This is a genomic window from Sphingomonas silueang (assembly GCF_040049155.1).
Taxonomy (GTDB): Bacteria; Pseudomonadota; Alphaproteobacteria; order Sphingomonadales; family Sphingomonadaceae; genus Sphingomonas; species Sphingomonas silueang.
The window spans coordinates 436,314-456,793 of the sequence record NZ_JBDZDK010000001.1; the positions used below are offsets into that span (position 1 = coordinate 436,314).

Annotated in this window: 12 protein-coding genes; 10 read left to right on the top strand and 2 right to left on the bottom strand. The window is 68.4% G+C overall.

Features of this window, described 5'->3' with window-relative positions; genetic code table 11:
• Positions 1 to 222 precede the first annotated feature (222 nt).
• The 7 genes from ABLE43_RS01775 (at position 223) to ABLE43_RS01805 (ending at position 11,378) form a co-directional block, all read left to right on the top strand.
• The gene (locus tag ABLE43_RS01775) at positions 223 to 2,370 is read left to right on the top strand and encodes a polysaccharide lyase 6 family protein (RefSeq protein WP_348976746.1); all 2,148 of its coding nucleotides are present in this window, start codon (positions 223 to 225) and stop codon (positions 2,368 to 2,370) included.
• Positions 2,370 to 4,607, top strand: a complete 2,238-nt coding sequence (locus tag ABLE43_RS01780) for an alginate lyase family protein (RefSeq protein WP_348976747.1) — start codon at positions 2,370 to 2,372, stop codon at positions 4,605 to 4,607. The genes ABLE43_RS01775 and ABLE43_RS01780 overlap by 1 nt, the downstream gene beginning before the upstream one ends.
• On the top strand, positions 4,604 to 5,911 hold the full coding sequence (locus ABLE43_RS01785; protein ID WP_348976748.1) for an MFS transporter: 1,308 nt from the start codon (positions 4,604 to 4,606) through the stop codon (positions 5,909 to 5,911). The genes ABLE43_RS01780 and ABLE43_RS01785 overlap by 4 nt, the downstream gene beginning before the upstream one ends.
• A 3-nt stretch (positions 5,912 to 5,914) precedes the next feature.
• Positions 5,915 to 6,667, top strand: a complete 753-nt coding sequence (locus ABLE43_RS01790; protein WP_348976749.1) for an SDR family NAD(P)-dependent oxidoreductase — start codon at positions 5,915 to 5,917, stop codon at positions 6,665 to 6,667.
• A 12-nt stretch (positions 6,668 to 6,679) separates the two neighbouring features.
• The gene (locus ABLE43_RS01795) at positions 6,680 to 7,558 is read left to right on the top strand and encodes a rhamnogalacturonan acetylesterase (protein ID WP_348976750.1); all 879 of its coding nucleotides are present in this window, start codon (positions 6,680 to 6,682) and stop codon (positions 7,556 to 7,558) included.
• A gap of 90 nt (positions 7,559 to 7,648) precedes the next feature.
• Positions 7,649 to 10,543: a TonB-dependent receptor gene (locus tag ABLE43_RS01800; protein ID WP_348976751.1), complete on the top strand. Its 2,895-nt coding sequence runs from the start codon at positions 7,649 to 7,651 to the stop codon at positions 10,541 to 10,543.
• A gap of 85 nt (positions 10,544 to 10,628) precedes the next feature.
• Complete coding sequence (locus ABLE43_RS01805) at positions 10,629 to 11,378, top strand: FadR/GntR family transcriptional regulator (protein WP_348976752.1); 750 nt, start codon at positions 10,629 to 10,631, stop codon at positions 11,376 to 11,378.
• Positions 11,379 to 12,223: 845 nt separating this feature from the next.
• Here the strand turns inward: ABLE43_RS01805 and ABLE43_RS01810 are convergent.
• On the bottom strand, positions 12,224 to 13,120 hold the full coding sequence (locus tag ABLE43_RS01810) for a DUF4861 family protein (protein ID WP_348976753.1): 897 nt from the start codon (positions 13,118 to 13,120) through the stop codon (positions 12,224 to 12,226).
• Between the two features lie 4 nt (positions 13,121 to 13,124).
• Positions 13,125 to 13,325, bottom strand: coding sequence for a hypothetical protein (locus tag ABLE43_RS01815; RefSeq protein ID WP_348976754.1), 201 nt, complete (start codon positions 13,323 to 13,325; stop codon positions 13,125 to 13,127).
• A 330-nt stretch (positions 13,326 to 13,655) separates the two neighbouring features.
• Here ABLE43_RS01815 and ABLE43_RS01820 point away from each other — a divergent pair, with 330 nt between their 5' ends.
• From ABLE43_RS01820 to ABLE43_RS01830, 3 genes are all read left to right on the top strand, one after another.
• Complete coding sequence (locus ABLE43_RS01820; protein WP_348976755.1) at positions 13,656 to 16,094, top strand: glycoside hydrolase family 3 protein; 2,439 nt, start codon at positions 13,656 to 13,658, stop codon at positions 16,092 to 16,094.
• A complete protein-coding gene (locus ABLE43_RS01825) occupies positions 16,085 to 17,221 on the top strand; it encodes a glycoside hydrolase family 88/105 protein (protein ID WP_348976756.1) in 1,137 nt (378 codons plus the stop codon). Before ABLE43_RS01820 ends, ABLE43_RS01825 begins: the two co-directional genes overlap by 10 nt.
• 108 nt (positions 17,222 to 17,329) lie before the next feature.
• Entirely contained in the window at positions 17,330 to 20,419 is a 3,090-nt protein-coding gene (locus ABLE43_RS01830) for a TonB-dependent receptor (RefSeq protein WP_348976757.1), read from the top strand.
• Positions 20,420 to 20,480: the final 61 nt, after the last annotated feature.

Genomic DNA, 20,480 nt, shown 5'->3' on the forward strand with positions numbered 1-20,480 from the left:
GTTCGCCGGATCGAGTCGATACAGGCTGTCCCAAGGGAGATTCGCAGCAGCCGGACCGGGCGGTATGTCCTTTCATACCTTTCTGGCCCATGCTGGTTGACATATTGGTCTGAACATCGTCATTATCAGGTCGTGCGGTGATTACCTGCCTCGAAGGGTGAGGGGTTGCCGGCGGGAGGAAGGCCTGTGCGTTTACCCATCATCGTTCTGGTCACGGCGGCCATGGCACACGCAAGCCCGGTATGGGCGAAGCGGGTGCTGGTGCGAACCATGCCCGAGTTGACCGCCGCGACCGCGAAGCCGGCGCCGGGCGACGTGATCGTCCTGGCGGACGGGGAATGGCGCGATGCCGACATCGTGCTGCGCGGCGAGGGGACGCAGGCGTCGCCGATCACCCTGACGGCCGAACATCCCGGCAAGGTCGTGCTCACGGGCAAATCGCGACTGCGGCTCGGCGGTCGCTTCCTGATCGTCTCCGGCCTGGCCTTCCGTAACGGCCATACGCCCGGCGATGCGGTGATCTCCTTTCGTGCCGACAGCCGCCGGCTGGCCGAAAACAGCCGCGTGACCGGGGTCGTCATCGACCGCTTCAACAATCCGGATCGCCGTGCCGAGGACAATTGGGTCGCGATCTACGGCAGCGACAACCGGATCGACCATTCGCATTTGGAGGGCAAGGCGAATGCCGGTGCGATGCTGATCGTGGTGCGGCGCAAGGGCATGCCGCTCGATAACCGGGCACGGATCGACCATAATTACTTCGGACCGCGTCCGCCGCTCGGCTCGAACGGCGGCGAGACGATCCGCATCGGCACCAGCGAGGAATCGGGCAGCGATTCGCACACGGTCGTCGAGGACAATCTGTTTGAACGGTGCGACGGCGAGGTGGAGATCGTCTCGGTCAAATCGGGCGGCAACACCATCCGGCGCAACCTCTTCCTCGAATCGCAGGGATCGCTGGTGCTGCGCCATGGCAGCGGCAATCTGGTGGAGGACAATGTCTTCCTCGGCCGCGGACAGCCGCATACCGGCGGCATCCGCGTCATCAACGAACGGCAGGTGATCCGGAACAACTATCTGGAAGGGGTCGCGGGCACCGACTTCACCAGTGCGCTGGCGGTGATGAACGGGGTGCCCAACTCGCCGGTCAACCGCTACATGCCGGTGCGCGACGTGACGATCGAGCGGAACAGCTTCGTCGACGTGCGGCAGATCACGATCGGGGCGGGCGCGGATGCGGAACGGTCGCAGCCGCCGCGGGATACCCGCATCACCGGCAACCTGATCACGTCCGCCGCGGCGTCCGGCGAGGTGCTGCGGTTCGATGCCGATGCGGGCGGCGTGGTGTTCGCGGGCAATGTGCTGGGCGGGGGTACCGCGCGCGGGGGGATCGCGGTCCGACCGGTGACGCTGCGCCGCGCGGCCAACGGCCTGCTCTATCCGACCGATCCGGCGCTGGCGGCAACGGGCGCTCCCCGAACGCTGCGACCGGTGCGGCGCGAGGAGGTCGGCGTCGCGTGGTATCCCAGGCCGGCGACGGCGCCTGCCGCTACCACCGCCGCCACGGCGGTCCGTATCGCGCCGGGTACGGTCATCACCCGCCTGCCCGATGCCGGGGTCGTCGAGCTGGCGCGGGGCAACTACGACATCGCCACGCCGCTGCCCGTCACCCGATCGATGACGATCCGCGCCGTGCCCGCGGGCGGCGCGACGCTGCGGATGCGCACGCCGACCCTGTTCGCGCTGGAGGAGGGCGGTTCGCTGACGCTGGAAGGCGTCGCGGTCGACGGCAGCGGCGCAGGGACGGGCGGGGCGGCGGTGATCCGCACCGGCGCGCGGCCGATGCTGACCAACTATCGGCTGCAGCTGTCCGACGTGCAGGTCAGCGACCTGTCGGGCGACGTGGTCGCCACGACCCCCGGCACGCTGGCCGGAGAGATCGGCGTGACCGGCGGCAGCTATCGCAACATCGCGGGCGCGGTGCTGGCGCTCGCTGCGGAACAGGGCGCGCAGGGCTGGTACCCGGCCGAGCAGGTGAACATCAGCGGCGCCCGCTTCGATCATGTCGGGACGGTGGTCGACCTGCTGCGCCGGGGCACCGACGAAAGCACCTTCGGTCCGCGCTTCACGCTGACCGGATCGAGCGTGACCGCCAGCGGACCGGTGCGGCTGTCCGGCGTGCAGGAGACGACCGTCACCGGCAACCGCTTCGTCGACAGCGCCGGGATCGACGTGACGCACAGCGTCGGCAGCCCGCATACGCGGATCGTCGGCAACCGCCTGACCGGCACGCCGCCGCCGCGGGTGCGCGAACTCAGCTACAAGGGACCGGTGCGGGCCGTGCTCGCCGATAACGGGGAAGGAATGTGATGCGGATGCTGTCCTTGTTGCTCGGCGGTACGCTGCTCGCGACGCCGCTGCCCGCGGTTGCGCAGGAGGCGCCTGCGGGCCGGGCCGCCGCGACCGCCGACGGCACGGGGCCGGTGCTGTTCGATGCCGCCGGGCTGCGCGCGATGGCGACGGATGCGACCCGCTATCCCCTGTTCGCCGCCGAGCTGAAGCGCACGCGCAGCGCTGTCGACAAGGCAATCCGCGCCGGGGTCAACGTGCCGGTGCCCAGGGATCCCGGCGGCGGCGCCACGCACGAACAGCACAAGCGCAACTATACCGCACTCTACGGCGCGGGCATGCTGTACCGGATCACCGGCGAGCGGCAGTATCTCGATTTCGCGCGGGAATTGCTGCTGGCCTATGCCAGGCTCTACCCGACGCTGGGGCCGCACCCGGCCAAGGCGAACGAGGCGGCCGGGCGGCTGTTCTGGCAGAGCCTGAACGACAGCGTGTGGCTGGTGTACGGCGTGCAGGGCTATGACGCGATCCGCGATGCGCTGAGCGCCGCCGATCGCCGGACGATCGATGCCGACGTGTTCCGCCGGATGGCGGATTTCCTGTCGGTCGGCAACGCGGCCAGCTTCAACCGCATCCACAACCACGCGACCTGGGCAGCGGCGGGGGTCGGGATGACCGGCTATGTGCTGCGCGATCCCGAACTGGTCGAGCGCGCCTTGAAGGGCACCGACCGGACCGGCAGCTACAACGGCGCGCGCGCGGGGTTCCTGGCGCAGGTGGACGAACTGTTCTCGCCCGACGGCTATTATACCGAAGGGCCCTATTACCAGCGGTACGCGCTGCAACCCTTCGTCGTCTTCGCCGATGCGATCGCGAAGAACCAACCCGCGCTCAACATCTGGCAGCGGCGCGACGGCGTGCTGGTCAAGGCGATCCGCTCGACGATCCAGCTGACCTATGACGGCTATTTCTTTCCGCTGAACGACGCGATGCGCGACAAGAGCCTGCGCACCGCCGAACTCTATGATGCGGTCGCGATCGGCTATGGCGTGACCGGCGATCCGAGCTTCCTGTCGATCGCGCGCGACCAGCAACGGGTGACGCTGACCCCCGGCGGGCTGGCGGTGGCGCGCGACGTGGCGGCGGGCAAGGCGCGCCCGTTCGCCTTCGCCTCGCAGCTGTTCCGCGACGGGCCGAACGGCGATCGCGGCGCGCTGGCGGTGCTGCGATCGGGGCCGGAAGCGGACGCGCAGGTGCTGGTCGCCAAGAACAGCGCCATGGGCATGGGGCACGGCCATTTCGACAAGCTCAACTGGATTCTCTACGATGGCGGACGCCCGATCGTCACCGATTACGGTGCCGCCCGCTTCCTGAACATCGAGAGCAAGGACGGCGGGCGCTACCTGCCCGAAAACGAAAGCTGGGCGAAGCAGACCGTCGCGCACAACACGCTGGTGGTGAACGAAACCTCGAACTTCGCGGGCAAGTGGCGCGTGGGCGAGGGACTGGCCCCCCGGCAGCTGTTCTTCAACGGCGACGGGCCGCTCAAGGCCAGCACGGCGGAAATGGCGGGGGCGTGGCCCGGCGTGACCTTCCGCCGCACGCTGATCCAGCTGTCGCCGGGCAAGGGGGCGCCGCTGGTGATCGACCTGTTGCGCGTCACGGGGGACAGGCCCGCCACCTACGACCTGCCGCTCCATTATGCGGGCCATATCACGGAGGTCGGCTTCCCCCTGCGCTCCAACGTCGTCGAGCGGCCGGTGCTGGGCAAGGCGAACGGATATCAGCATATCTGGGTCGACGGCACCGGCACGCCGGGCGCCGACGATGCGACGCTCACCTGGATCGAGGGGGAGCGTTTCTACACCTATCGCATGGTGCCGCCGCCCGGCGCGCAGGTGATCCTGGGCGAGAGCGGGGCGAACGATCCGCGCTTCAACCTGCGCCGCGAACCGGTGCTGATCGAGCGGGTCACGGGGCAGAAGGACGCGACCTTCGTCGGCCTGCTGGAGCCGCACGGCGCCTATGACGCCGCCGCCGAGACGACGGTGGCCAGCGCCAGCCAGATCAAGGCATTGCGCCACGTCCGCAGCGCGGATGCGGACGTGATCGTCATCACGCCGGTTCGCGGCGCGCCGATCGTGCTGGCGGTCGCCGACGAGGTGGCGGCGGGCAGGCCGCACAGCGCCGACGTGGATGGCCGCACCTATCGCTGGACCGGCCATATCGCGCGCGTGGATCAGGAGCCGGGCAAGTGAGGCGCGGCACGTCGTCCCGTACCGTCAGCGGCCTGCGCTGGTTCATCGTCGGCCTGATCGGGCTGGCAACCGTCATCAACTATATCGACCGCAACGCGCTCGCCGTGATGTGGCCCGCGGTGTCGAAGGACATCGGCGCGGACAAGGCCGACTATGCCCTGCTCGTGACCGTGTTCATGATCGCCTATGCGCTGGGCCAGTCGCTGTTCGGGCGCATCCTCGACGTGATCGGGACGCGGTTGGGATTCGTGGCGTCGATCACGGTATGGTCGCTGTCGATCGCCGCCCATGCGCTGGTGCGGTCGCTGCCGATGCTCGGCTTCCTGCGGGTGACGCTGGGGCTGAGCGAGGCGGGCAACTGGCCGGGCGCGGTCAAGGCCAATGCCACCTGGTTTCCCGCGGGCGAACGGGCGCTGGCGCAGGGCATCTTCAATTCGGGCGCGGCGATCGGTGCGATCATCTCCGCGCCGCTGGTCGCGATCCTGTACGAGGCGATGGGCTGGCGCGCGACCTTCCTGCTGGTGGGCGTGCTCGGCTTCGTCTGGCTGCTGCCGTGGCTCTTCGTCTATCGCGGCGATCCCGACGCGCATCCGTGGCTGTCGGAAGCCGAGCGGGCGCACATCGCGGGGCGGGGCGCGGAGGGAATGGTGCAGCCGGTCGCCGGCTATGCGCCCGGCATGGCGCAGTTGCTGCGGCACCGGGAAAGCTGGAGCATCCTCGTCAGCCGCTTCTTCCTCGACCCGGTCTGGTGGCTGTTCGTCTCGTGGTTGCCGATCTATCTGTCGGAGACGTTCGGCTTCGACGTCAAGCAGATCGGGCTGTTCGCGTGGGTGCCGTTCGTCGGGGCGATGCTGGGCAGCCTGGTGGGCGGGTGGGCCTCGGGCCGCCTGATCCGACGCGGGTGGAGCGCGTTGCGGGCCCGGCAGGCGGCGGTCACGGTCGGCGGCGCCATCATGCTGCCCGCGCTGCTGGCGACCGCGCGCGCCGCCGATCCGCTGGCCGCGGTCCTGCTGATCGCGGTGATCCTGTTCGGCTTTCAGGTCGCGATCAACAATATCCAGACGCTGCCGAGCGACTATTTCGCCGGTGGGGCGGTGGGTTCGCTCGCCGGGATCGGCGGCACGGCGGCGGTGGCGGGGACGCTGGTGACGACCTGGCTCGTCCCCGCGATGACCACCCACGGCTATGCGCCGATCTTCATCCTCGCCGCGGTGATCGTGCCGCTGGGGGTCGCCGCCATCTGGCTGCTGGGCGGTCGCACCGCACCGGTCGCTTCGCCTTCCACCTTCAACCAAGGGGCATGAATCATGCGTTTCGATAACAAGGTCGCCATCGTCACCGGCGGCGGGCGCGACATCGGCAAGTCGATTTCCGAACGGCTGGCGCGCGAAGGCGCACGGGTCGTCATCAACTATCGCAGCGACGCGGCGACGGCACAGGCGACGGCGGACGCCATCACCGCCGCGGGCGGCACGGCGTTGCTGCACCGCGCGGACGTGACCAACCCCGACGACGTCGCCGCGATGGTCGCCGCGACGACGGCGGCGTTCGGCGGGCGCATCGACTATCTGGTCAATTGCGCCGGGGGCATGGTGGCGCGCCGGACGCTGGCGGAAATGGATGCCGCGTTCTTCGACCAGGTGATGGCGCTGAACGTCCGCTCGGCCTTTCTCGTCACCAAGGCGGTGCTGCCGCATCTGGGACGGGGCAGCGCGATCGTGAACCTGTCGTCGCTGGCCGCACGCGACGGCGGCGGGCCGGGCGCGACCGTCTATGCCGCCGCCAAGGGCGCGCTGACCACGCTGACGCGCGGCTGGGCGAAGGAACTCGGGCCGCAGGGAATCCGCGTCAACGCGCTGTGCCCCGGCCTGATCGGCACCAGCTTCCACGACGTGTTCTCCAAGCCAGAGGGCCGCGCCGCCGTCGCGGGCAACACCCCGTTGCGCCGCGAGGGGCATCCGGACGAGGTGGCGGCGACCGTCGCCTATCTCCTGTCGGAGGATGCCGCGTTCCTCGCGGGGGTGAACCTCGACATCAACGGCGGACTGTTCTTCTCGTAAGGAGCCACGCACATGCTGCATCTTGCATCCGCGCTCGCACTGGCGGGCGCGATCGGGTTCGTGCAGGCCGAGCCCGCGCGTCCGCGCACCACCGGCGAGCGACCCAAGGCCCGGACCGACGCACCGCCGATCAAGGCGATCAAGCTGATCCTCGTCGGCGACAGCACGATGGCGCCGGCCAGCGGCTGGGCCTCGATGTTCTGCGCGCTGCACGTGAAGTCTTCGGTGGCGTGCCTGAACATCGGGCGCGGGGGACGCTCGACGCGGAGCTACCGGCAGGAGGGATCATGGGCGATCGCCCAGAACGAGATGAAGGTCGCGGGCTATGCCGCCACCTATGTGCTGATCCAGTTCGGGCATAATGACCAGTCGTCCGCGGCGGAGCGCTGGACGGACATGGCAACCGAATTTCCGGCCAATCTGACGCGGTACGTCGCGGAGGTGAAGGCTGCCGGGGCGATCCCGGTGCTGCTGACGCCGCTGGCGCGGCGCGAGTTCAAGGCGGGGAAGCTCGACAACACGCTCGCGCCATGGGCGGAACAGGTGCGAAAGGTCGCGGCCGCCACCGGCACGGCGCTGGTCGACCTGAATGCCGACAGTGCCCGGCTGATCCAGCAGATCGGCGCGGCGGAGGCGACCAGGCTGGCACAGGCCGAACCGCTGCCCGAGGAACTCGCCGCCGCGAAGGCGGGCACCACGCTGAAGCCCCGGCCCGCCGAGGAGGCGCGGCTGCCCGACCTTCCCACCACGCCCACCGGCCCCCGCGGGCAGCACGCGCGCAAGTTCGACTACACCCATGTCGGCGATGCGGGAGCCCGCGTGTTCGCGAAGCAAGTGGCGGCGGGGCTCGCGCGCGCGGTGCCCGCGCTGCGCAGCCAGCTGGTGCCGTAACCGGGCGTATCGATTGGTATCACGGATTCGGACGACAGCCATGGTCATCCGGATCGGTCAAAAAAGACATATAGGACGGAGGGAACTGAAATGCGGACCGGTGCCATCAGGAAGCGGATGTCGATGCAGGCGGTGCTTGCCGCGAGCGTCGCGCTGGGGTGTCTGGCAGCGGCGGACGGTGCCGCCGCGCAGACCGCCGATACCGCCGCACGCCCGGCGCCCGACGAGGCGGCCCCGGACCAGCCCGAAGCGACATCCGGGAGCGCCGAGGAGATCATCGTTACCGGTATCCGCCAGACGATCGAGACGTCGATCGCGACGAAGCGGCAGGAGAATGCGATCGTCGACGCGCTGAGTTCGGAGGATATCGGCGATCTTCCGGCACTGTCGATCGGCGAGGCGATCCAGACGATCACCGGCGCCACCAGCCATCAGGAAAAGGGCGGCGCGACGGAAATCTCGCTGCGCGGCCTGGGGTCGTTCCTGTCGGCGACGACCTTCAACGGGCGCGAGGCGTCGAACGGCTCGGGCGACCGGGCGGTGAACTTCAACCAGTTCCCCTCCGAGCTGATCAACAGCATCAAGATCTACAAGTCGCAGCAGGCGAGCCTGATCGAGGGCGGCGTCGCGGGCACGATCGAACTCGGAACGCTGCGCCCGCTGGATTACCGGAAGCGGTTGCTTCAGGTCGAGGTGAAGGCCAACTACAACCCCTATCAGGACCGGATTCGCGGACAGGGCGCGTGGGGCTGGCGCGGGACGGCGAGCTATGTCGGCCAGTTCGATCTGGGCGGCCTCGGCGATCTCGGCATCGCGCTCGGTTTCCAGCGGAACCAGGTCAACAACCCCGAAGAAACCTATGCGGCGAGCAGCACCTATTTCGCCTGCAACCCGACCATCGCGACCTCCGGCAATTGTACCGAAGTCACGCGCCAGCAGGGCGCCGCCGGGACGCCGTTCGTGCTGGTGCCGGGTTCCGCCACCTTCCGCCAGATCACGGAAGCGGACAAGCGCGACGCATTCATCGGATCGGTGCAGTGGAAGCCGAGCGACCGGTTCGACATCAACCTCGACCTGCAATATTCAAAACGCGACTATAGCGAGGATCGCCACGACCTGACCCTGGCCGAAACGCGCTACCAGCTGCGCAATATCCAGTATGACGACCAGCACCGCCTGCTGTATGCCACGGGCATCAGCTCGGTCGACGCGATCGGCAACGTCCTCAACCGCAGCGAGGAGTATCTGGGCGGTGGCGGCACGGTCAGCTGGAAGGCGAGCGACCGGCTGACGATCAGCGGCGACGTATCCTATTCCCAGACCAAGCGCGACACGCTTCAGCGCAACGTCAGGCTGCGGACCGATCCGTTCGACATCGACAACGTGCGGACGGCGATCAACAACCAGCGCATTCCCTTCACCTATGATGCGCGCAACGGCTATGCCGTCGGCATCGCGCTCGACCCGCGATTCAACGCCGACAACCATTCGCTGTTCAGCGACGATGCGCGCCTGCGCCGCGACGACGAATATAAGGAAGACCGAATCTTCGCGGCGCGGCTCGACGCCGGCTACGAGTTCGACGGATTGCTGACGCGCATCGACGTGGGCGGCCGCTATTCCCACCGGCGCTACCAGAACATCAACAGCCTGGTGGAGATCACGCAGGACAGCCAGGCCGTCGACCGCCGGGTCAATCTCGCCTGTCGGCAGGCGTTTCCGCAGACGGATTTCCTGCGCGATGCGCCGCAGCAGTCGATCACGAGCTGGGCCACGTTCGACACCTTGTGCCAGTTCCGCGGCTATCTGGGCACCGAAGACCCCGGCGCCCCTGCGGACACCCGCTCGGTCGACAATGCCGACGTGACGGAGAAGGTCTGGGCCGGCTATGTGATGGGAAGCTATCAGGGCGATGTCGGGCGGATTCCCGTGCGCGGCAATTTCGGCGTGCGCGTGGTGCAGACGGACCTCAGCTCGACCGGGCTGCGATCGGCGCTGAACGTCGTCAACAATCCGGACGGGACGATCCGGCTGGTCGCGACGAACAATTTCGACACCCAGACGCTGACCAACAGCTATTTCCGGGCGCTGCCCAGCGTGAACGCCAATTTCGAGCTGTCCACGGACGTGGTCGCCCGTCTGGCATGGTATCGCGGGATGTCGCGGCCCGCACCGAGCGACCTGGCCGCCGGTCGCACGATCCAGCTGGAGGACGGCACCGCCTTCGCCGACGTCGCCGATGCCATCGGGCAGATCGTGGCGGACGGTTCCCCGCAGCTCAAGCCGATCATGTCATGGAACGGCGACGCCGCGCTGGAATGGTATCCGAACAAGGACACGATCGTCGCGGGCACCATCTACTACAAGAGCTTCGGCGGCGGCTTCGTGCCCGTACTGCTCGACGAACAGTTCACGATCGGGGGGCGGAACGTCACCGTGCCCGTGACCGCACGGCAGAACAGCGACGAGAAGAGCCGTCTCTACGGCATCGAACTGACGCTCTCCAACCGCTTCTCGTGGTTGCCCGCGCCGTTCGACGGGCTGGGCGCCAAGCTGAGCTACAACTACGCCAACTCCAATTTCCGCAATTACGACATCCGGCTGGGCGACGTGATCGATCCGGCGACCGGCGGCGTCACGCCCGGAATCATTCCGCCCGCCGACCTGTCGGGATCGTCGGACCATACCGCTTCGGGACAACTCTATTACCAGTTCAAGGGGCTGTCGCTGGAGGCGATCTACACCTATCGTTCGGCCTATTATCAGGACTTCGTCGGCGGCAATACCCAGCTCCGGTTCGTCCGCCCGTCGGAGATCGTGAACCTGCGCGCGTCCTACAACGTCAACCGCAACCTGTCGCTGCGGTTCGAGGCATTGAACGTGACGAACAATCCCAAGATCACCGACATGCCGGTCTATGGCAGCAGCCGGCAGTATCACTTCTACGGCGCCAAGTATTTCGTCGGCGCACGGGTGCGCTTCTGACGACGGTGGACCAGCCGGTCTTGTGTCGCGTCGCAGCGGAGTGGTAAGGCAAAACGGTCGTCGCTCAACAGGAATTGCTAGGCCAATGGCGGATCGTCGTCTCTTTCAGAATGTCGCGGACCAGATCGTCGCGCTGATCGACGAGGGCGCCTTTCCGCCGGGATCGCGCCTGCCGGGCGAGCGCGAACTTTCCGAGCGTTTCGGCGTAAGCCGGGTGACGATCCGCGAGGCGGAGATCGCGTTGCAGGCATTGGGGCGCATTCGCATCAAGACGGGGTCGGGCGTCTATGTCGCCAGCCCGACCGAGACGGCGCCCGCGTCCCGCCTGCCCGAGGTGAGCGCGTTCGAGTTGACCGAGGCGCGCTCGCTGTTCGAATCGGAGGCGGCGGCACTGGCGGCGCCGATCATCTCGGATCACGATATCACGGCATTGCGCGATCTGCTGTCGCAGATGGCACAGGACAATCTGCCCGACGACGAAGTGACCACGATCGACCGGCTCTTCCACCTCACCATCGCGAGCGCTTCGGGCAACAAGGCGATCATCCATGTCGTGGAGAGTCTGTGGCGGTTGCGGACGGAGCTTCCCGAGGTGCGTCGCACCCATGCCTCGGTCTGCCACAGCGATGGCGCCCTGCGGCAGGAGGAACATGGCGCGATCGTCGATGCGCTGGCGCGGCGCGATCCGCAAGGTGCGCGGGTGGCGATGCGCCAGCATTTCAACCGCCTGCTGGAGTCGATGCTCGATGCCACCGAACAGCGGGAGATCGAGGAATTGCAGCGCCGCAATGCCGAAAGCCGGGCGCGTTTCCTGATGAGCGCGCAGCTGGGCTAGAGCGTTACCGGACCAGGTTGAACCATCGTCATCGCCCTGCGGGCGACCGCTGCCGGGTCCCACCGAAGTATTACTTTGGTGGGCGCCCTATAGCGGCGGGGCGCTTTTGACGTGCTGCTGCGTTGTTCGTCGGTCACGATGCGTCGGCATCGCGCCCTCCTCATGCCTTGCATCACCTCAAAATCACCTCCGGGCCGATGATCCAACCTGATCCGGTAACGCTCTAGGGCCAATCGACATTCAGAGCAGGTGCGGAATCTCTCCTCCCTGGAAGAGCTTCAGGCCGGTCATGCCCCCGGCATGACCTAAGCAGTGCGGAGCACTGCTTACCCGAAGCTGGGTCGGGGGTGGGTTGGCCCGCGAGGCAGCGTTATGCCAGCCCCAGACCGACCCACCCCCAGCCCCTCCCTTCTAGAGCGTGATGACGTGGTGTTGACCCGTCGTGACGGAGCGGAATGTCGTTCGTGGACAGGAGCGAGGAAGGAACGGGGCTTTGCCCCCGTGACGGACGAGCGACGACGCCACGGAGGACATTCCGCCCGCCGCGCCGCGGTTGTCCCGAGCCGCCCGCCGGACGTCGTCGCGCCGCTTGCACGGGCTACCAGCCCGCGCTGCGCGCCGCTCCTCGCCGACGAACGGCTCAGGACAATCACGATGGGTCAACATCACGTCATCACGCTCTAGGGAGGGGAGCAATTTCATTCACGATTCTGCTGAATGTCGATCCGCCCTGGGTCCCGGAGGTGCTGTCGGTCTGACGTGAACCGCGCTCCGCACGATGCGGATCCCGCGCTCGGGCGGCAGGTCCGCGACGTTCCCCGCGACGGCGGAACGCGCACGACGCGCTACCGCACGCCGTCGGACGGCACCCGGAAGTCGACCCGGGCCGTCGCGACCTCGCGCCGCCATGCCGCCTCGTCCGGCGTTCGGCCGTCGCGGCTCCACGCGGCGCCGATGTGGTAGACGAACGGTCGGCCGGGCCGCACCCGGATCAGGATCAGGCGGTTGTCGGCATCGGCGCCGATCCGCTCGATCGTCGTGGGATCGACGAGTACCGCTACCCCCATCGCGCCGTGCGAGGCGCTGTCCGGTCCCCACCATGTGAAGCGCCCGGTCGCGGGATCGGCATGGAAGCTTCCGTCGCGGACGGGGTCGGTGGCGCGCCTGGAAATCCCGATGCCGACGATCAGCGGAGCCCCGTCCGGCGACCGGATGGTCGATACGATGCGGGTAAACGGCGTGCCTGCCGCGAGGGTGAAGCGCCGGGTTTCGCGCACCTGTCGTCCGACCCCCACCGGCCACGGATCATATTCGACGGTGAAGTCGGCGACGCGCGGTCCGGCGCTTGCGATCCGGTAGCGCGCGTAGTTGCGGGATACCCAGAGCTTGTTGTCCGCCCAGACGCCGAGGCCGCCCGCGCCGCGCCCGCCGCCGACGTTGTAGAAGTCGACGCCCTCGCCATGGTCGGCATGCTGGTCGCCGGTGCGCAGCTGGCGGTCCATGAACGGCCATGCGACCGACTTGCCCCAGGCGTCGATGCCCGAGCCGGACGGGGGTTCGACCGCTTCGAGTGCCCGGCCGTAGATGCGGTGGGCGGTGCGGTCATTCTCCCACAAGAGGTCGTCATGGCGATAGTCGGCGTGGACAACCGCCGCCCGCGCCTGCCGCTCGACCGCGGTCGCCGGGCGATAGGGTGCCTCCCTGGCGGCAAGCACCAGCGTCGCCGAAGCGAGTGTTGCCACGATCCTAACGGCGGACATGTCGGCAACCACCGCGATGGGGGGCGAGCCCGGCCCGGCGGAACAGCGACGCATCGCCCGGCAGCGCGTGCCCGAGCGCGGCGCCCTCCCGGAACAGGTCGGCAGGCAGATAGCGCTCGCGCAGTTCGTCGTTACTGACGCACGCCGTCATGTCGGGGTGGGTCGCGTAGGCGGTGCGATCGAACATGGTAGCTCCGTCCCTGTTTCCGGTTAACCGGTGTCACAGGAAAAGTTGTATGTCAACTTTCCGGGCGCGTCACCGTGCCACGGCGGATCGGTTTCGACCGGAACAACGCTGCCGGTCGGCGCACGACTTGACCTGCCTTCGGGTCGTCGCCGTGCAACCCGGCCATCCGGTACGCCCGAGGGGCCATCCGGCCACGCTCCGCCCATTGTTGTACGACAACATGTTGACAGTTCGCGATCGGCGATGGAAGATGTCGGCAACCGGTGTCAAACCGGAATGTGGGAGAGGCGGGTGAAGCGCGTGGTAATCACTGCATGGTGCGCGTCGGCCATGGCAGCGGCCGGGACCGCGGCAGCCGTGGCGCAGGGCAGCGTCGCCGATGTCCATCCCGCCCGCTGGCCTGCCGGTCCGGCGTCGCCCGCCGATCCGGCGATCGAGGCGCGCGTAGCCGCGATCCTTGCCCGGATGTCGATCGAACAGAAGGTGGGGCAAACGATCCAGGGCGACATCGCCAGCACGACGCCGGAAGACGTCGCCCGCTACCATCTCGGCTCGGTGCTGAACGGCGGCAGTTCGTCGCCGGGCGGTGACGAGTTCGGCCCGGCGTCGGACTGGGTCGCGCTCGCCGACGCATATTACGCAGCATCGATGCGGCCGCACGGCGATCTGCCGCGCATTCCGGTAATCTGGGGCTCGGACGCGGTCCACGGCCACAACAACATCGTCGGCGCGACGCTCTTCCCCCACAATATCGGGCTGGGCGCCGCGCGCGATCCCGAATTGATGCGGCGGATCGGCGCGGCCACCGCGATCGAGCTTCGCGTCACGGGGCTCGACTGGACCTTCGCGCCGACGGTGGCGGTCGCGCGCGACGATCGCTGGGGGCGCACCTACGAGAGCTTCGGCGAGGACCCGGCGATCGCCGCCGGCTATGCCGGGCCGCTGGTCGAGGGGCTTCAGGGGCGGCGCGGCGCCGCCGACTGGTTGCGTGGGCCGCACGTCATCGCGACCGCCAAGCATTTCCTCGCCGACGGCGGGACCCGTGACGGACGCGACCGCGGCGATGCGCGCCTCACCGAGGCCGAACTGATCCGCCTCCACGCACCCGCCTATGTCGCCGCGCTCGGCTCCGGCGTGCAGGCGGTGATGGCCAGCTTCTCCAGCTGGAACGGCATCAAGATGCACGGCAACGCCGGACTCCTCACCGGGGTGCTCAAGCGGCGCTGGGGGTTCGACGGACTGGTCGTCGGCGATTGGGACGGCCATGCGAAGGTCCCCGGCTGCACGACCGTCGACTGCCCCGCATCGATGGCGGCCGGGCTCGACATGTACATGGCGCCCGCGAGCTGGAAGGGGCTCTATGCCAGCACCCTCGCCGCGGCGCGGGACGGACGGCTGCCGATGGCGCGGCTCGACGACGCGGTGCGGCGCATCCTGCGGGTCAAGCTGCGCGCGGGGCTTCTCGACGCGCCGAAGCCCTCGGCGCGACCCTATGCCGGGCGCTACGAACTGCTCGGCGCGCCCGCGCATCGCGCGGTGGCGCGCGAGGCGGTGGCAAAGTCGCTGGTGCTGCTCAAGAACACCGGCGTGCTGCCCCTGAAGTCCGGCGCACGGCTGCTGGTTGCGGGCGACGCCGCCGACAGCGTCGCGCGTCAGTCGGGCGGATGGACGCTGACGTGGCAGGGAACGGGGACCGGCCCCGGCCATTTCCCCGGCGCGACGACCATCTTCGCCGGGTTGCGCGACGCGGCGAGGGCGACGGGGGGCAGCGCCACGCTGTCACCCGACGGCAGCTTCGCCGCCCGGCCGGACGCGGCGGTCGTGGTGTTCGGCGAGGCGCCTTATGCCGAGTTCCAGGGCGACCGGGCGGACCTTCTGTTCGACAACGACGCCGGTGCCCTTGCGACGCTGAAGCGGCTGCGCGCGGCGGGCGTGCCGACCGTGGCGGTGTTCCTTTCGGGCAGGCCGATGTGGGTCAATACCTATCTCAACGCCGCCGATGCGTTCGTGGCGGCGTGGCTGCCGGGATCGGAGGGCGGCGGGGTCGCCGATGTGCTCTACGGGCGGCGGCCGTTCACGGGCAGGTTGCCGATGTCATGGCCCGGCGACGCGCGCGGCGCGCCGCTCAACGCCGGTGATCCGGGCTACCGGCCGCTCTACCCGCTCGGCTACGGCCTCGACGCCCGGCGCCGCACCGGATGGAAGGCGTTGTCCGAGGATTCCGGTGTCGTCGTCCAGGCATCGACCACCGGCCCGCTGTTCGCCGCAGGCCGCGCCGCATCGGGTCGCTCGCTCCGCATCGATGGCGCCAACGACAGCCCGCAGGCGGTGACCGGCGCCGCCGACAATGGTTCGGTGGCGATCGTCCCGATCGATCGCGACCGGCAGGAAGACGCGCGGCAGGTGACGTGGAGCGGCCGCGCGCGCGGTACGCTGATCCTCGCCAACGACCGCGCGCAGGATCTTTCGCGCGCCGGCCCGCTGGCCATTCGCGTCGCGTGGCGGGTGGAGGCGGCACCGACCGCGGCGGTCGTCGCCGAACTGCGCTGCGGACCCGGCTGCACCGGTCGCCGCGACGTCACCGCGGCGCTTGCCGCGGCGGCGGGGAAGGGGTGGACGACATGGCGGCTGCCGCTTGCCTGCCTGCCGGGTGCCGACCTGTCGCGCGTCACGCAACCGTTGGCGCTGACCACCTCCGGCCGCCTCCGGGTCGCCATCGCCGAGATCGCCCTCGAACCCTCCACGGGAGGAGCCACTGCATGCCCCTGACCCTCATCGCACCGATCATGCTGACCGTCGCCGCGCCCGCCGCCGTGACCATGCCGCAGCCCGCCGCGATCCTCGCCTCGACCCGGCGGGTCGCCGACTGGCAGCTCGCCCATGCCGATCGCTTCGACCTGATGCCCGCCGCGCGCGAGAGCGTGCGCAACCCGCGCGACTGGCAGCAGGCGACCTTCTGGGTGGCGCTGACCGACCTCGCCGACCGCGACCGGCGCTACGCCGCGCCGATCCTTGCGCTCGGTGCCCGGGAAGGGTGGCAGCTGGGCCGCAAACCCTATCACGCCGACGACCAGTTGATCGCGCAGGCGTGGACCTGGGCCGCGGCGCACGGCGGGGGCCGCGCGGCGCTCGCCCCCGCCAAGGCCTATTTCGACACGCTGTTTGCAAACCCGCCCACCGGCAGCCTGGAATTCGTCCCGCGGCGGCCGGGGGGCAACGACAGCGCCTGCACCGACCGCTGGTGCTGGTGCGACGCTTTGTTCATGGCGCCGCCGACGCTGCTCCGGCTCGGACAGGCGCTGGGCGATCCCCGCTATGCACGCTTCGTCCATGCGGAATATCGTGCCACCGCCGACTATCTCTACGATCCGGCGGAGCGCCTGTTCTTTCGCGACAGCCGCTTTTTCGACCGCCGCGACGCAGCCGGGCGCAAGCTGTTCTGGAGCCGCGGCAACGGTTGGGTGATGGCCGGCCTCGTCCGTGTCCTCGAGACGCTGCCGGGGAACGATCCGCATCGTCCCTATTACCTGAAGCTGTTCCGCGACATGGCCGCCCGTCTCGTGACGTTGCAGAAACCCGACGGCTATTGGGCGCCCTCGCTGCTCGCCAACGGTGCCGATACGCCGCCCGAATCGAGCGGCACCGGCTTCTTCACCTATGCCTTCGCATGGGGGGTGCGCACCGGCGTGCTGCCCGCGCAGCCGTACCGCGACGCCGCGATCCGCGGCTGGGGTGCGATGGAGCGGGCGGTGCAGCCCGACGGCATGCTCGGCTGGGTCCAGCAGGTCAGCGACCGCCCGGACGCGGTGGCGGCGCGCGAAACGCAGTTCTACGGCACCGGTGCCTATCTGCTCGCAGGCACCGCCATGTACGATCTGGCCAAGGCAAAACGCTGAAAAATATGCGTCAAATGTTGTAATACAACTATTGACGCGTACTGATGACACCGGTAACATCGGCGGGTCGGCTCTACTGAAAGGAGCGGCACGCAGGGGAGAGAGAACATGGTTGTCCTGAGCATCCGCGCCGCCTTGTTGCTGGGCGTTTCTGCTATCTCGGTACAGGTTGCCGCGCAGCAGACCGCGCCGACCACGCCGCAGGGCCAGACCGGCAGCGTCGCCTCGCCGACCGTTCAGCCCAACCCGGTCAAGCCCGAAGGCGCGCCGACCGACCCCACGCAGACGACGACGCCCGATGCAGCCGCAGCCGCTGCGGGCGACCCGATCGCCCAGGCCGCCGAAGCGGCGGACGCGCAGACCGAGGGCGACATCGTCGTCACGGGTGCTCGCGCCACCCAGCGCACCTCGATCGAACTGAAGCGCAACGCCTCGGTCATCGTGGACGGCCTCGTCTCGGACGAAATCGGCGCCACCCCGGACAATTCGGTCGGCGACACGCTGGAACGGATCACCGGTGTCACCGCCGACCGGTTCAAGGGCAACGCCAATGAGCTGTCGGTGCGCGGCCTGGGGCCGACGCTCAGTTTCTCGACCTTCAACGGTCGCGAGGTATCGACCGCAGGCCCCGACCGCTCGGTCGCGTTCCAGCAATTCCCGTCGGAGCTGGTCAACGGCGTCCTCGTCTACAAGTCGCAGCAGGCCGATTTCCTCGAAGGCGGCGTCGGCGGCATCATCGAACTCCGGTCGCTCAAGCCGCTGGACTATGGCAAGCGCCGCATCTCGGCGGAGATCCGCACGGACTTCCAGCCCAAGGCCGACGACGTCTATCAATCGAGCGGGCTCGGCTATCGCGCCAATATCTCCTACACCGACAAATTCTCCACCGGTATCGGCGATATCGGCATCTCGATCGGCTACCAGCGGCAGGATACGACCGCGCCGGAGGATTACTACAACGCCAACTCCACCTTCCAGCTCTGCAACACCGTCGCCAACAACCCCTCGCTGGTGAGCGGCACCGCGGCGGCGCTGGTCGCGGCGGGGTCGGGTGCCAACTGCACCTTCGCGACCGGGCCGCGCTCGGTCGCCCCCTCCACCGGCGCCACCCCGGTGCTGGTCGGCGAAACCCGCGGCGACTATTACTTCGCCAACTCGTCGCGCAGCTTCCGTGCGCAGCAGACCGCCGAGGTCCGCGACGCGGTGATCGGTGCCGTCCAGTGGAAACCCACGCCCGAGTTCGAGATCGCCGTCGACGGCCAGTATTCAAACCGCGCCAGTCTGGAAAAGCGCAACGTCCTCGCCATCGCCGAGGGGCTGCGCGGCGTCCAGCCGCTCGTCATCGGCAACGGCACGAACGGCTACAGCGCGGGCGCACTGATAAGCTATCGCGGCAACTCCAACATCGAGACCCAGCTCGAGCGGCGCAACCGCGTCGAGGAGTATCTCGGCGGCGGCCTGACCCTGTCATGGCGGCCGGACAACTGGGTGTTCACCGCCGATGCCAGCTATTCGGGATCGCGCCGCACCGAAACGCAGAAGCAGACGCGGCTGCGCTCGACCACGCGGGTGCCGTACCAGCTGACCTACGAGGACGACAACCTCGTCCCCACCGTCACCTTCGGCAACGGCTTCGACGTCACCAACCCCGCGAGCTTTCTCGCCACCTCGAATACCGCGGTGTACGCGCGCAACCGCTTCGTCACCGACCGCAAGGACGAGATCATCGCCGGGCGGATCGATGTCGAGCGGTTCTTCGACGGCGGATTGCTGACGTCGTTCAAGTTCGGCGGGCGCTATTCGGAACACAGCCGCACCAACGACAACGCCCGCAACAACGACCTCAACACGATCCCCGGCACGCCTGCGCAGGTCGCCGCGCTCGTCACCTCGGCCAACCAGAACTGCCGTGCACCCTTCACGACGCGATCGTACATGGCGGGGCTCGGCACGAACGTCAGCCAGTGGGCGACCTTCGACAACGACTGCGTGTTCCGCACGCTGGCGGGCGGCGACGACGCGCTGCCCTATCCGGCGGACGGCCGCGACCCGAGCGACATCGACGTCACCGAGAAGATCTACACCGCCTATGGCATGGCGAGCTTCCGGTCGGACCTCGGGCAGGTGCCGGTGTCGGGAAACGTCGGCCTGCGCTGGATCGACACGCGGATCACCTCGATCGGCTTTCGTCAGGCCTATCTCATCACCATCGATCCGGGCAGCGACACCTACACCGTCGCGGTCGACCCCGCCGGCGCGCTCACGACCCAGACCCGCGGCGGCCATTACAGCTACCTGTTGCCGAGCACCAATATCGCCTTCGATCTGTCGGACCAGGTCAAGCTGCGTCTCGCGGGCTACCGCGCGATCGCCCGCTCGGGGATCGAGAGCTTCGGGGCGGGGATCAACCTCAACCCGTCCACCGGCACCGGGGGGCTGGGCAACATCATCTTCAACGCCACCACCGGCAACCCGAACCTGAAGCCGCTGCGCTCGTGGAACGCGGATGCATCGCTGGAACTCTACGCCTCGAAAGACACGCTGTTCGCGCTTGCCGGCTACTACAAGTGGGTCGTCGGCACGGTGATCGGCCGCAACGAAACGGTGCCGGTGCCGATCACCGTCACCACTGTCACGCTGACCCCGACCGGGCCGGGACCGCGTTCGACCGCCGACCTCATCATCAATCCGGTGGTCGCCGCGAACGACACCGAGACGCGCAACCTCTACGGCATCGAATTCACCGGCAACCACGCCTTCACCTGGGCGCCGTCCCCGTTCGACGGGTTCGGCGTGCAAGGCTCGGTCAACCGCGCCTTCGCCAATTTCGAATATCCCGACACGTCGGGCAACGCGATCTCGCAGTATGTCGCGCCGAACAACCTTATCGGCCTGTCCAAATGGACCGCCAGCGGCTCGGTCTATTTCGAGAAGTGGGGTCTGTCGCTGCGCGCCAACTATCGTTACCGGTCGAGCTACTACAAGCCCAACGGCGGCACCAACCGCGAGGTGCGCGGCGCCGATTATGTCAACCTCTCCGCGCAGTACAATCTCACCCGTAACGTACAGCTCAAGGCACAGGTGCTCAACCTGACCGGGCAGGAGGACGTGTTCTACAAGGGCGGCAGCTACGACAACATCGCCGAGGTCTCGAACAGCGGCACGCAGTATTTCTTCGGCGCGCGGGTGCGCCTGTGATCCCCGGCGGGAGCGCCCGTTCCTGCGCTCTTGCCTCCTGTGCCGCCGCCGCTCCGGCGGC

Bases quoted from the DNA above. Each gene is read 5' to 3' on its own strand.
- ABLE43_RS01800 (WP_348976751.1), top strand. From the start codon at position 7,649: ATGCGGACCGGTGCCATCAGGAAGCGGATGTCGATGCAGGCGGTGCTT.
- ABLE43_RS01790 (WP_348976749.1), top strand. From the start codon at position 5,915: ATGCGTTTCGATAACAAGGTCGCCATCGTCACCGGCGGCGGGCGCGAC.
- ABLE43_RS01805 (WP_348976752.1), top strand. From the start codon at position 10,629: ATGGCGGATCGTCGTCTCTTTCAGAATGTCGCGGACCAGATCGTCGCG.
- ABLE43_RS01795 (WP_348976750.1), top strand. From the start codon at position 6,680: ATGCTGCATCTTGCATCCGCGCTCGCACTGGCGGGCGCGATCGGGTTC.
- ABLE43_RS01820 (WP_348976755.1), top strand. From the start codon at position 13,656: ATGGCAGCGGCCGGGACCGCGGCAGCCGTGGCGCAGGGCAGCGTCGCC.
- ABLE43_RS01775 (WP_348976746.1), top strand. From the start codon at position 223: ATGGCACACGCAAGCCCGGTATGGGCGAAGCGGGTGCTGGTGCGAACC.
- ABLE43_RS01815 (WP_348976754.1), bottom strand. From the start codon at position 13,325: ATGTTCGATCGCACCGCCTACGCGACCCACCCCGACATGACGGCGTGC.
- ABLE43_RS01825 (WP_348976756.1), top strand. From the start codon at position 16,085: ATGCCCCTGACCCTCATCGCACCGATCATGCTGACCGTCGCCGCGCCC.
- ABLE43_RS01780 (WP_348976747.1), top strand. From the start codon at position 2,370: ATGCGGATGCTGTCCTTGTTGCTCGGCGGTACGCTGCTCGCGACGCCG.
- ABLE43_RS01830 (WP_348976757.1), top strand. From the start codon at position 17,330: ATGGTTGTCCTGAGCATCCGCGCCGCCTTGTTGCTGGGCGTTTCTGCT.